Annotated in this window: 13 protein-coding genes; 6 read left to right on the top strand and 7 right to left on the bottom strand. The window is 39.6% G+C overall.

Annotated elements, in window-relative coordinates; translation table 11 throughout:
* Nucleotides 1-165: 165 nt before the first annotated feature.
* On the bottom strand, nt 166-909 hold the full coding sequence (locus ABD985_RS08660) for a nitroreductase family protein (RefSeq protein WP_345370948.1): 744 nt from the start codon (nt 907-909) through the stop codon (nt 166-168).
* Nucleotides 910-1,081: 172 nt separating this feature from the next.
* On the opposite strand from ABD985_RS08660, the gene uvrC reads away from it, so the two are divergent.
* A complete protein-coding gene (uvrC, locus tag ABD985_RS08655; RefSeq protein ID WP_345370946.1) occupies nt 1,082-2,881 on the top strand; it encodes an excinuclease ABC subunit UvrC in 1,800 nt (599 codons plus the stop codon).
* 65 nt (nt 2,882-2,946) lie between these two features.
* On the opposite strand, the gene ABD985_RS08650 is transcribed toward uvrC, so the two are convergent.
* Nucleotides 2,947-4,026: a DUF1573 domain-containing protein gene (locus tag ABD985_RS08650; protein ID WP_345370944.1), complete on the bottom strand. Its 1,080-nt coding sequence runs from the start codon at nt 4,024-4,026 to the stop codon at nt 2,947-2,949.
* Between the two features lie 456 nt (nt 4,027-4,482).
* On the opposite strand from ABD985_RS08650, the gene ABD985_RS08645 reads away from it, so the two are divergent.
* The 3 genes from ABD985_RS08645 to ABD985_RS08635 all read left to right on the top strand — a co-directional run bounded on the left by ABD985_RS08645 (nt 4,483) and on the right by ABD985_RS08635 (nt 6,238).
* Nucleotides 4,483-5,055, top strand: coding sequence for a SiaB family protein kinase (locus tag ABD985_RS08645; protein ID WP_345370942.1), 573 nt, complete (start codon nt 4,483-4,485; stop codon nt 5,053-5,055).
* A 13-nt stretch (nt 5,056-5,068) separates the two neighbouring features.
* On the top strand, nt 5,069-5,437 hold the full coding sequence (locus tag ABD985_RS08640; protein ID WP_345370940.1) for a DUF1987 domain-containing protein: 369 nt from the start codon (nt 5,069-5,071) through the stop codon (nt 5,435-5,437).
* 249 nt (nt 5,438-5,686) lie between these two features.
* Nucleotides 5,687-6,238 (top strand): hypothetical protein, encoded by a 552-nt coding sequence (locus ABD985_RS08635; protein ID WP_345370938.1) that lies wholly within the window; start codon nt 5,687-5,689, stop codon nt 6,236-6,238.
* Nucleotides 6,239-6,299: 61 nt separating this feature from the next.
* On the opposite strand, the gene xerA is transcribed toward ABD985_RS08635, so the two are convergent.
* Both xerA and ABD985_RS08625 read right to left on the bottom strand, forming a co-directional pair.
* Nucleotides 6,300-7,208 carry a site-specific tyrosine recombinase/integron integrase gene (gene xerA, locus ABD985_RS08630; protein ID WP_345370937.1) on the bottom strand — a complete coding sequence of 303 codons (909 nt, stop codon included), beginning with the start codon at nt 7,206-7,208 and terminating at the stop codon, nt 6,300-6,302.
* Between the two features lie 116 nt (nt 7,209-7,324).
* Entirely contained in the window at nt 7,325-8,527 is a 1,203-nt protein-coding gene (locus tag ABD985_RS08625; protein ID WP_345370935.1) for an MFS transporter, read from the bottom strand.
* A gap of 220 nt (nt 8,528-8,747) precedes the next feature.
* Between ABD985_RS08625 and ABD985_RS08620 the strand changes: the two genes are divergently transcribed.
* Nucleotides 8,748-9,179, top strand: coding sequence for an FKBP-type peptidyl-prolyl cis-trans isomerase (locus ABD985_RS08620; protein WP_345370933.1), 432 nt, complete (start codon nt 8,748-8,750; stop codon nt 9,177-9,179).
* Between the two features lie 92 nt (nt 9,180-9,271).
* Here the strand turns inward: ABD985_RS08620 and ABD985_RS08615 are convergent, their stop codons facing one another.
* From ABD985_RS08615 to ABD985_RS08605, 3 genes are all read right to left on the bottom strand, one after another.
* The gene (locus tag ABD985_RS08615; RefSeq protein ID WP_345370932.1) at nt 9,272-9,682 is read right to left on the bottom strand and encodes a hypothetical protein; all 411 of its coding nucleotides are present in this window, start codon (nt 9,680-9,682) and stop codon (nt 9,272-9,274) included.
* An 880-nt stretch (nt 9,683-10,562) separates the two neighbouring features.
* Nucleotides 10,563-10,886 (bottom strand): hypothetical protein, encoded by a 324-nt coding sequence (locus ABD985_RS08610; protein WP_345370931.1) that lies wholly within the window; start codon nt 10,884-10,886, stop codon nt 10,563-10,565.
* Entirely contained in the window at nt 10,887-11,810 is a 924-nt protein-coding gene (locus ABD985_RS08605) for an RHS repeat-associated core domain-containing protein (protein WP_345371097.1), read from the bottom strand. It abuts the gene before it with no gap.
* Between the two features lie 505 nt (nt 11,811-12,315).
* Between ABD985_RS08605 and ABD985_RS08600 the strand changes: the two genes are divergently transcribed.
* Nucleotides 12,316-13,188: an SPFH domain-containing protein gene (locus tag ABD985_RS08600; RefSeq protein WP_345370930.1), complete on the top strand. Its 873-nt coding sequence runs from the start codon at nt 12,316-12,318 to the stop codon at nt 13,186-13,188.
* Nucleotides 13,189-13,258: the final 70 nt, after the last annotated feature.

Raw genomic sequence — 13,258 nt, 5'->3', positions numbered from 1 at the left:
AGCTTTGTTGAATCGTTGATTCGTTGAATTAAGCTTCGCTCGTTGATTCGAGTTGAACTGTTGATTGATAGTTATATGTTTTCATACAACAGTTCAACTCGAATCAACGAGCGAAGCTCAATTCAACTCAATACGAAGTATTGAAATTCAACGATTCAACATTAATTATTTCGTAAAGATCACTTCTTCATTATCAATACGGAAGCGCTCACTATACACTCCTCCTTCTGCACCTTTTCCACAACCGATAATCATACAGATCTCAGCAGCAGAAGGGAGTCCCAGTACTTTTTTGACACGTTTGCTGTCGAAGCCCTCCATAGGACAAGTATCGTATCCCTCGGCTTTCATGGCATACATAAACGTCATGGAAGCCAGTGCTGCACTTTTGTGAACCGTAACCCTTACATCAGAACGTCCAACTTCTCTTACCATAGGTTTTTTCCATCCAATCCAAGAGGCTATAATCCTTTTGACAAAGCTGGAAATTCCCAGCTTGTCATTTTTACCGTAAAGCTTTGGAATAAGGCTGGTATAATAACTCATCGCTCTCTTACGGGCTTTAGCATCCAGATGTGCCGTTACTTTTTCCATCTGAGTAACATTGGCCTGTTGACGCTTTTTCCATAGATCAGGACGTACAACTACCACGACCAATTCACGAGCAGTGGTTGCCGCTTTTTGGCGCATACAGTATTGACCAATTTTATCTTTTAGAGTATTATCTTTAATGCGGTAGAATTCCCATAGTTGCATATTGGAACTGTTGGGAGAAAGAACGGCTTTTTCCAGGCTACGCTGTACGGCGTCGTGGTCAAAAGGTTCTTCTTGATCATATACACGAACAGAACGGCGTTCTTGTACCAATTGCTCAAAGGCTTTGGTTAATTGATCTTCCTGGTAATTCATCTTTGTTGTAATTCGTTTAATAGGTGATGATCGACTAGAGAATTGATAGTCTTATCTTGCAAAAATACATTTTTCAGTGCAAAAATAATTCCCTTTATTTATAATATTGTGCGTATGTATCAGTAACTACCTACTGAAGTATGCATTGGTAAATATAAAATAGTCGTCTGAGATGCAGGAAAATTTGGAGAAGACCATCCGTCAACTTCCATTGGAACCGGGAGTGTATAAGTATTTTAATCAGGAGGGAACGATCATCTATATCGGAAAAGCCAAGGAGTTGCGGAAGCGGGTGAGTAGCTATTTTACCAATACCAAGCAACATAACCGAAAGACTCGGAAACTTGTAAGTGAGATCGATCGCATTGAGTTTACGGTGGTTAATTCGGAGTATGACGCCTTGTTATTAGAGAATAATCTAATCAAGGAAAATCAACCCAAGTATAATATCCTGTTAAAGGACGACAAGACCTACCCATATATTTGTGTAACGAACGAACGCTTTCCAAGGGTCTTCTCTACCCGTAATACCAAGGATCGTAAACATCGCTATTATGGTCCTTATCCTTCCATCCGTACCATGAATACCCTTCTGGACTTGTTTCAGAAATTGTACAAGATAAGGACTTGCTCCTATAATCTTTCCAAAGAGAATGTGGACAAAGGCAAGTATCAGGTGTGTCTGGAGTACCATATCAAAAACTGTCTGGGTCCGTGTGAAGGGCTACAGCAAGAGGAGAGTTATATGGAAGATGTCGATCAGATTGTTGATATTCTTAAAGGGAAACTAGGGAATGTAAAGGCTTATTTAAAAGGTAAAATGGAGCAGGCTGCAGCAACACTTGCCTTTGAGAAAGCAGCTGAGTACAAGTATCGATTGGAGTTACTGGAAACTTATCAGGCTAAATCATTGGTGACCACCCCTTCGGTGAAAGAGTTGGAAGTGTATGGTATTACCACTGATGATCGTTTCGCTTATGTGAGCTTTATTCGTATTGTGGATGGCTGTATTGTACATACGGAGTCTGTACAGTTGACGAAAAAGATGGATGAGTCGGATGAAGAGTTATTGTTGTTTGCTATCCTGGCCTTTCGTGATAAATACGGTTCAGCTTCCCGAAAGATTATCGCAAATCGTCCAATTCCTGAAGAGTCTATCCCCGAAGTGGAGTTCGCAATTCCACAGATTGGAGATATGAAAAAACTGGTGCAATTGGCGATAAAAAACGCCTTCTATTACCGCAAAGAAAGAGAGACAACCAGAGGTGAGATTTCCCAGAAGAAAAGCCAGAATCAAACTTTATTACAATTAAAAGCAGACCTGAACTTAAAGGAGCTTCCGGTACATATTGAGTGTTTTGACAATTCCAATATACAAGGAACTAACCCTGTGGCCGCTTGTGTCGTGTTCAAGGATGGTAAACCTTCGAAAAAGGACTATCGCCATTTTAATATCAAAACAGTGGAAGGGCCTAATGACTTCGCTTCTATGACAGAGGTGGTCTATAGACGTTACCGTCGTTTACAAGAGGAAGAACAACCTTTGCCACAACTTATCATTATCGATGGAGGAAAGGGACAGCTCAGTTCTGCCGTCAAGGCATTAAAAGATCTGGACTTATATGGAGAAATTCCGATTATAGGGATTGCCAAACGTTTAGAGGAAATTTATTTTCCAGAGGACCCTTACCCGTTACATATCAGTAAAAAATCCAGGGCATTGCAATTGATTCAGCAGTTGAGGGATGAGGCACACCGTTTTGGAATCACCTTCCATCGATTAAAGAGAAGTAACTCCAGCCTCAATAGTGTATTGGAGGAAATAGAGGGAATAGGTCCTAAAACAGTGCAGAAGCTTCTGACACATTTTAAGTCAGTAGAACATATCAAGAATGCATCGGAAGAAGAGCTAATAAAGGTAGTTGGAAAGAAGAGGACTGAGCAGATCCGAACGTTTTTTAATGAAAAATGAAGAGTTAAGAATGAAGAATAGTGATGACACAACAATAGTTATTCTTCATTCTTAACTCTTCATTATTAATTATTTATCGTTGCTTCAATCCAAAGGGTAGTTTCTGACTTCTTTGGATCGTTCGATATAATGGTAATAGCTTTTCGTTGAGGGCCTGAGTAAGCAGGTGCCGTGTAAACGATTTTCAGGGTAGTGCTTTCATTAGGTTGCAAGACTTTTTTCCCGATATCAGAGGCTGTACAACCACAAGATGGTTTTACTTTGTGCAGGATCAATACGTCATTCCCTTTGTTTGTTAAGTTAAACGTAAATTCTTGCTTACTTTTGGCAGAAATATTTCCAAAGTTGTGCTTTTCGGTCTCGAAGACAAGCGTAGGGGTAGGGTCTCCTTCACTGATAGAAGAGAAGTCTTCTTTGATGTTGGCACTTACATTGATTCTTTTTTCGGCTTCCAAAGGGTCATTCGTTGCTAATCGAATATAGTCAAAGACAAACCCCCAATCGTTTTTGTCGGCACTATTATAGTCTACAATGATAGTTGCCGTATCGGCAGGGGCAATCACCTCTTTGGAGATACGCATCGTTAAATGCTCAGGTAGTGTACTTTTACCTGGGAAAAGCTGTATCGGTTGTTTACTGTCGTTATATAAGGTTAGGGTACCTGTTTCAATCTGTCCTTTGGTGACATTGCCCATGGAAATATGGTTGCTTTTCACTCGGATATTTCCCAAATCCATCCCATATAGGTCTCTTAACCCTTTTGGTTGAGGCGTAACTTCTCCTTTAATCCTAAGGATTGTCATCTGTGGTTGGCCGTCGGTTTTAACAGAAATCGATTTATTGAAAACACCTGGGCGTCCTTTCGGGTTATAAGAAGCAGTAATGAAGCCTTCAGCATCGGGAGCAATGGGTTCATTACTCCAACTTGGGGTGGTACATCCACAAGAAGCCTTTACATCTAGGATCGTTAGGGGTTGATTCCCTTTGTTGACAAACGTAAAGGTATGCTCTGTAGGGCCGTCTTCTTCTTTGATGTTTCCGAAGTCATGTTCCTTTTCTTCAAAATCCATTCTTCCTTGGGCATATGAAGGCTGTAGACCTGTCAATATAAAGAAAGAAAGAATGGTCAGTAGATACTTATACATAATAAATGATTTTTATAATTGATCTGAGATAGAATTATTCCTTTGTTCATAAGTCTCCTTACCTTAAAAGGAAACGTTTATTTGGGATTTTTGAATTTGTTCATCAGAACAATGCTCAAAAATAATTCAAATCTATCAACAAATAAGATTTTTTTGTGTATATGTAAAAGAAATTAAATATCTTGGATGAGGCTTTATGGTTTTATAGCGAAAAAATTGCATATTTTAATGAGCTGAAAACCATAAAGGATACTTTTTATCGTTACTAAAATACGAGAAGAGTTTTTTTGTCAAAATTGCATATTTAGATTGAACCCTTAAAATTATTCATCAATATATCCTGCTGTATGAGGAGATAAGGTATACACTTATGTGCCTTATTGCCAATAGGAGTGGATATGGTTGGAGTTTTTTGACAGGGATCAGCTTGCACACTTTGCTATAAATTGTTGAACAATGCTACAACAGAAAGAGTATATAGAACATTTCAGTGTAAAGACATTCAAACATCAACTAGAAGGGCAACATATTAAGTTGGCTTTTAATGGTATGTTTACACAGGAAGTATTGTCTCTCATTGGAAAAAGCTTATTGGATTCTCCAGACAGTCAGGTGATTCGTAAAAGACTGTTTGCAATTGTCATTGAGATGGCCCAGAATATTCACCATTATTCTGCCCGAAAGTCTTTTTGTGAAAAAGACAAGAAGGAGGTAGGAACTGGAGTGATTACCATTGGGGAATCAAAAGACCACTTCATTGTAGCATCAGGCAACTATATCAAAAAAGAAGAGTTACCTCCAATTGTAGAGAGAGCGGAATACATCAATAAACTTCCTACAGAGGAGTTGCGTGCGTTTTATCGTGAAGTTAGAAAAGCGCCCCAAAGAGAAGACAAGCCAGGAGCTAACTTAGGCTTAATTGATATGGTGAGGAAGTCAGGAAATCCAATTTCAATAGAGACAATGGAAGTGGATGATGAGGTCTCTTTTTTTATTTTGAATGTGAAAATTAACAAAGAATTAGACTAACATAAAAACTACTATGGAAAACTTCTATATTGAGGGATCTACCTACATCCCGAGAGTGGACTTTAATTCGGAAACAGGTGTTTTGGAGATTGAAGGCGAGTCTTATCACGAGTTTACAATGGAATTTTTTCAGCCAATGTTTGATTGGATTAACCAATACCTGAAAACAGACGGCAGAACCATTACGATGAACTTTAAGATGTCTTACTTCAATACCAGTTCATCCAGAAGATTTTTGGAAATCCTTGAAAAGTTAGACAGCTACAACGGTAAAGTAGTCGTGAACTGGTACTACGAAGAGAATGATATTGATATGTTAGAGAGTGGGGAAGAATATGCTGAAGACGTAGAAACGTTGGTATTCAACCTGATTCCTTATTAGTCGTAAAAATATCTAGACCACCGACTGCTTACAAAGACATTTAAAAAAATGAGTTATTCGATAATTAATTTTATCTGAATAACTCATTTTTTTATGTTCTAAAGAAGCTCTAAATCTTGTGTGAAATGTTATTTTCAATAGTGTGATTGATTTATCAAAAAAAGCCTTTCTTAGTGCCTAATATAGCGTGTAAAAACGAAATATATTCTTGAACCCAATTCAATACAAAACAAACCCAAATACTTTTTTATGAAACAGGTAATTAGTTTTTCAATACTATTTTTATCTATCCTTAATTATGCCCATACTCAGGAGAAATCATTTTTTTCTTTGAGTGCTAAAGGAGGAACGGGATATACACTGGAGGATGGCTATGTATTGGCCGGAGGTAAGGTAGATTATTTTAAACAAGGGTATACCTATGGTTTTTCAGTGGAAGGAGGATTTAACTTAAATATTTTTGGGCCTCATAGAGATTATACCTTAGTGGGAGTGCATTTAGGAAAATATAAATTCATCCACCCTAAATGGCGCTATGCGTTTCAAGGAGGTATGGGGTATCGATGGGGGCAAAGAGATACGGAGGAGGTGATTGAAAAAAATTCTTCAGGTTTACTGGGTGGTTTAACTTATGATTATAAGTCAGAATCATACAGTGATGCAGGCTTTATTCTTCAAACAGGAATTCGTTATTTACCTACCAAGTTTCTGGGGATAGGTTTGGACTTACAAGCCAATTTATTTTTGGAAGAACCAATGATATCCCCCTCTATCGTGATTGAAGTTGGTCGTTTAAGGTAAAGGATAAAGGATGAAGGATGAAGGATTTTTTATCCTTCATCCTTCTTCCTTAAACTACACATTATTGCCTAGGATGATACTCCTGAATCACCTGCTTGAGATAGTTAGTATCCAAATGCGTATAGATTTCTGTGGTATGGATAGACTCATGTCCTAGCATTTCCTGAACAGCCCTGAGGTCGGCACCTCCTTCGACAAGGTGTGTGGCAAAAGAATGTCGAAAAGTATGTGGACTGACCGATCGTTGTATCCCTGTCAGTAAGGCGAGTTTCTTGATAATATGAAAAATCATGACTCGACTAAGACTTCCACCTCTCCGGTTGAGAAATAGAAAGGCACTACTATCGTCCTTGATTTTTCCTAGACCTCTATAGTTATCCAGATAATTCAGGCAAGCTTTCATGGCACTCTCTCCAATAGGAACGTAGCGTTCTTTGTCTCCCTTTCCAATGACCTTGATAAATCCTAGCTCGAAGTATAATTGCTCTATCTTAAGATTAATCAATTCAGATACCCTCAAACCACAAGCATAGAGCACTTCCAGAATAGCCCTGTTTCTAACACCTTCAACAGTATCCTTAGGGAGTGCAGCAATCATTTCATTGATTTCTTCCAGACTAAGAATATCAGGAAGTTTCTGGGGGAGGCGGGGGCTACTTAGAAGTTGTACTGGGTTGTGGGAAATGTCGTAATGATCATGGATAAATCGGTAGAATGATTTTAGGCTAGATACAATACGGGCCTGGGTACGGGCAGATAAATGAAATTGCTCGTTCAGATACCTAAAAAATGCTTCTACAATCGTTGTGGGAAGCGTATCCGGAGTATAAGATAGCTCTCCCATGGCTAGATATGCGCTCAACTTTCGTAGATCCCTTCCATAGTTCTCAATGGTATGGGCCGACATGTTTCGTTCCAAACGCATGTGGAACTCAAATTCCTGAATACTCTCTTCCCAGTTTAAATACATGCTGTGATGGTTGAATCGTTGAATCGTTGAATTGAGCTTCGCTCGTTGATTCGAGTTGAATTGTTGATTGAATTTGACAAACAATTCAACTCGAATCAACTCACCGAAGGTGAAATTCAACGATTCAACGATTCAACAGTTTTAATATCTTTTTCAACGCCAAATATAAGGTATATACTCGCAGCAAAGCAACAGATTGCTGCTGCCCAGAAAGGGTGCGTGATAGAGGAGGAGTCATTGTGATATAACCATCCTGAACCTAAGGCACCCATACCTATCCCGGCTTCCAAAGCGATATACATGGTAGCTAGGGATCGTCCCCTAAATCTTTCAGGGCTTCGATCTACAGTCCATGCGGTGATGGTTGGAGAGTTCATGCCTACCCCTATTCCCAGGATGACGGCTGCACTCAGCAGTAAGGCAGGGGTATGGGCATAACAGATCATTACCAAAGCAATGGCTATCACTAGGGTAGAGATTCTTAGAATTAGTACACGACCATAGCGGTCACTCACTTTACCTGCCACAATTCTAATAAGTAATGACGCAAGGGTAAGGTAGAGGAAGAAGGTACCTTTATTGTCAATGCCTACTTGCTTACTGAGATCTGGAATGATGGTTAGGATTACGCCATAGCTGACAACGGAAAACATTAGAATAATACCGGGAACCATGGCTGTTGGCTCTAGCACTTCTCTTGGAGGAATGAGAAAATGATTTTTCTGAATCTTTTCAGGATTTGGAAGGGTCTCTTTCATTCCTAATAGAATCAAGATGGAGAATAAGGCAAACAGACAAGAAGCAATAAACATGGCATCCATCCCCATGAGTTCTGTGATATAACTACCGATCATAGGGCCGGCACCCATTCCCGTACTGCCAAAGAATCCCATAATGCCCATGGCTTCCCCTCTTCGGTTAGCCGGAACGATATCGGCAAGGTAAGCAGAGGTACCGGTTGGTTTAAAGCCAGTAGAAAATCCATGGAAGAAACGTAGTAATAGAAAACCAGCCACAGAAGAAATTACAGGATACAAGAGGGAGCAAATACAACACACCAACACCCCAAAGATCATGACGGGCACACGGCCGACCTTGTCGGTGAGTTTTCCACTAAATGGCCTGGAAAGCCCAGCGGTTAAAGTGAATAAAGAAATAATTAACCCTTTATAGTCTTCACCTCCTAAGGCAGTGAGGTAATCCGGTAGTTCCGGAATCATCATATTAAAACTGCTGAAGAACAGGAAAGAGCTGAAACAAAGAAGCCAGAACTGCAAAGTATAAATAGGCTCTCGCTCAGGGGTGCTACTGCGGTACATGGATGTCGGATGAAAATTACGGTTAAAAGAAAGACGGTTGGTCTTGTAAGTAGCAAAGATAGGATAATTATGCTAAGAAGTAGAACATGTTCATGAAGTCATAATCTGGCATTAGGACTTCTTTAAGGGATAAATTGGACGTTCGTCTAAATCCTTTTAACTTTACGGCATTCGCGGAGTTTCCGTGATGTTTATTTTATTTCGAAAAATCACAATCCAAATGAGCGTAGCTAAAAAAGGAGATACGGTAAAAGTACATTATGTTGGAACCCTTAACGACGGTGAAAAATTTGATTCATCAGTAGACAGAGGTGAGCCTATCGAGTTTGAGGTAGGTGCAGGCCAGATGATCCAAGGATTCGATGCAGCTGTTGAAGGAATGACAGTGGGTGAGAAGAAAAAAGTACACATCCCATGTGACGAGGCGTATGGTCCAGCAAGAGAGGAGTTGATCGTTAAGTTTCCAGTAGATCAAATTCCTGAAGGAATGAACCCTCAGGTTGGTGATCAATTGGCTTTGAACTCTCCTTCAGGTCAGCCGATTCCTGCTGTAGTAACGGAATTAAACGATACTGAGATTGTATTGGATGCGAACTCTCCAATGGCGGGTAAGGATCTAAACTTTGACATCGAGTTGGTAGCTATTGCATAATTTGCAAACTCTATAGCTTGTGTATAAAAATGGCTTCTCTGGAAAGAGAAGCCATTTTTTATTGAACTAACTTACAAATTACACGTGAGCTATCAGTTTTCATAAACCCATTTTTTAGCCTTAGCTACTGAGTCAAAATACAGCTCCTCAAAGTCTCCACCCAAAGCGGTATTGTCTTCGAACATTTGCTTGACTGATACGTTGACAAAAATATCTTCGCTGGCAACATGGGCAAACTTCTCTAACTTCCCTTCAACCATCGATAGAATATTAGTAATGACTTCTTGCTGTAGTTCTGGAGAGATAATCACTCTGGAGTTAGTGTCATCTCCAATAATTCGACGACAACCTTTGGACAAGAAAGTGTTTAATATTCGATTGGCTTCCACCAAATAAGTGTCCTCTGTCAGTTCCTCACTTGCAAGTTTCCAAGTGTAGTGAAGGATTTTATGCTGCTCATCTACCTCTAGGGTTAGGTAGTCGTTGTCAAAGGTTCTTTTCATGATTGAATGAATCGGAAAGGTGTTGAATACTAATTAATTGTTAAATGCATCATATGACCACAAAACGTTGGTCATTTGAGCGCTACATATTGTTTACATGTGTTAACAAGTATACTGTATTCTTTATTTTTCTTCTTGATGGAATGAGTAGAACCTTACGTTGGTAAGGAAATGGACTATAAGTATTCGATTTGAGGTAATAGGTAAAAAGGAATAGGTAATAGGTTTGGATGAAGACACGACACTGGTCGTAGTGTTCCGTACGCTATTTAATCCTCGATATACGTAAGAATGGCAGGAAAGACCATAACTATCGTTGAGGCCGCTTGCGCGGCTGGTTGAGTGGGCTTGCGCCCGTTGAGTAGAGCTTCGCTCTGTTGAGACTTTACGGTACTGCTCACAGATACTGGTCTTAGGCTCCTGCCTAAGACCCAAAGGCACTTTCGCCGAGCGTCCACGCTCGGGTGGTATATGTGAAAAGTGGAGGTTGGTCATGGATTGATAGATCGAATAAAAAATAGCCGTGTTTCGTAAAGTGACAGGATCAATCCCGCCGCCCCTATGTGATGTCACCCTTTCAGGGTTTAGGTAGCATACAACCCCTTTAGGGGTGACATATATTAGCCGTGGGTTTCTAACCCACGGTCTACGTATGAATAGGGTTCACTCCTCTCGCAACAACTATTCTTACGCAGACGATGGGTTGAAAACCCACCGCTAAGATTAATTATCCCATGAATGGGATTTGGTATTATCTTGAAAAGATTTTGTAGGACTGTGCTCCTTACACCAACATGCTTATATAGAAAATGGAAGGCTAGTAAATGTAGCTAGCCTTTCATTGATATTATCTATTCAGATATACTGTGTGCGACTAAAATTAATTATTTTGTATCCTTATTCTTTTTAACTCTTTCTCTAAAATTGTTAGATCATTGTAATCTCCTCCCTTGTCAATTTTTTTACGCCATTTACTTAGACAATTAGAAAGTAAAATAAACCCTTCATTTGTTAAATCTGATTTCTTAAACTCTTTGTTATCATCAACAAACTCATTTTCATCTAATATTTTTCTGGTCGTTAGATTTTCCTTCTGTAAAAAGAGTACTAGAGAACGAAAAGTTGCTCGTATTTTATTTTCAATACTTTCATTCCCAGGGATAGTGGTTAGCCAACCTACTTTTTCAATAATAAAATCTTCCATTTATGGTTTTTGGATTAATCTTGTTTGAACATGTTTAACATTATGAGTGTTTTTTTGCCCTTTCTTACGAATGTAATGTCCTCCACTAGCTCTTATCCTAGCTTCTTTATTCTGTTGATCAGTTTTATCAGCAGTTAAGCTAGTAACCTCTACCATATCGACAACTCCAGAGTTTTCAAAAACAGCAAAGTCAACACGCCTACCTTTGTGAGGACTAATAGGGTCCTTTGCCCTTACGCCATTTTGATACCTTAAATCTCTTTCTGATTGTATATCTGCATTTGGGTATTGTTGCTGTAGCTCAAGAAAGACTTCCAGTTCTCTTTTTAATCCTGCAACTTTATTAGGTATCGTATTAGGAGACCAATTTTTACCAAAATCACCTAGGTATTCATTAAATACATCCTTGTAAGTATCACTTAACCTTCCAGTTTGTTCAATTGCATGTTCCAGTTCATTATAAGCATTAGCGAAATGTCCTGCAGCATCTTCAGCATGAGATAAGGCACTGGAAACGTGGTCAACGTACTCTTTTGCTAAATCATCAATCTGATCAATATTTAATCCACCAGATTTAAGTATACTTTGTAAAGTCTCATTAGCTTTACGAGCTTCATCATGATATTTTTTACTAGACGCAGCTCCCTTTCTCAATTCCTCTAAGAATGAAAGCCAATCTTTCCCATCTGGGTCAAGAAATCTTATAGGGTTATTAATAGCGTATGAATAAGGAGAAAGGTCAATACTATTTTCCGCCAACGGATCCACCCCAAACCATCTTCCCACACTCGGGTCATACATCCTAGCCCCGTAATCAAGCCATCCTAATTCCGTCTGCTCCTCCTTCCCATTATACGTATACTTAAAACCAGTACCCGCTCCAGCACTCAAAGAAGTAATATTCCCACCCCACGGACACCCTATGAACTCCCAAAAACACCAAAAAAAGAACGAAAAAGCTACCTCATTTCACCAAGGCACATAAAAAACAGGGCAGAAAAATAACACTTTTCTGTCAATATATTTGAACTGCTTTCTTCCAACATCAACTACATCACTGTGGATTTAAATAAGAATTACCACGGGTAGTATATCTCCAGAAGAAAATTAAGTCCGTTAATGAGTTTAGCCTGCGCCATTACCATGCGCCATTGACTCCACGCCCTATGTGACCTTGCTCCAGAAGTACTTCCCTGCGATTAAATCCGTAAATGGGTTTGGGCGATTGATAAGGTCACTTGTCCCTGATAGTTAATGTAATCTACAGCGGAAGGGTGCAATTGCCTATAAGTTACGAAGGGTAGCAGTAAAGTCTATGTTTATCTTTCATAAGTAGAAGCATTGCAATAGAAGACCATGCCGAAGCAAACTTTTCTTCAGATCCTACGTAAGTTATATAACATTTACGAACCAAAAACAAACGATGATAATGAAGAAACTAGGTTTAGTTGCTGCGGCTTTTATGGTATTGATTATCGCACTTTTTGCGACCTGTTATCAACGTATTGAGGCAGGGTATGCCGGTATACGTGTCAATTTGTATGGAAGTGAGCGTGGGGTGGATGATGTAAGGGAAGTAACCGGGGCGGTATGGTACAATCCGGTGACGACTAAGATATACCAGACCCCTTTGTTCGTACAGAATGCGATCTTTACCCGTGATATGACGGAAGGGAGCAGGAATAATGATGAAATCCGAGTAACAACCAATGATGGATTGGTGGTATCCATGGATGTATCGATTAACTATAGGGTAAAGGAAGATCAAGCGGTCTCTATCTTTAAAAAATATAGAAAACCATTAGAGGAGATCAGCAGAACTATCCTGAGAAACTACATTCGGGATGCGTATAACCGTTCTGCAAACTACTACTCGGCAGAGGAGATTTATACGAAGAAGAATGAGTTTATCTACCGTGCCGATAGTTTATTTACCGCCGATCTGGGTAGAGAAGGCTTTAATATAGAGAAAATTGTGTTGCTGAATGAGCTGCGCTTGCCAGATAAGATCAAGCAGGCTATTGATCGTAAGATTGAGGCGAAGCAAATTGCCGAGCAAAAGAAAAATGAGCTGAAACAGGCAGAAGCTGACGCTGCCAAGGAAATTGCCAAAGCCAGAGGAGAGGCGGAAGCGCTTAAGGTACAGGCAGATGCAGAGCGTTATGCTTATGAGCAGAAGCAAAGAGCCTTGACACCTTTGTTGATACAACAACAGTTTATAGAGAAGTGGAATGGTACGTTGCCAGTGTATGGACAGACACCACAACTCTTCAAAGATATTACTGGGAAAGGTAAAAGGTAAAAAGTAATAGGTAAAAATGCGAATCAAGGGTTAAAACCCCATCAAAATAAAAAGGGCTGAAGCAAATTTT

The sequence above is a fragment of the Algivirga pacifica genome (genome assembly GCF_039543525.1).
GTDB lineage: Bacteria > Bacteroidota > Bacteroidia > Cytophagales > Flammeovirgaceae > Algivirga > Algivirga pacifica.
Note: the sequence above shows the minus strand (reverse complement) of the source record. Positions and strands in the feature narration are given on the sequence as shown.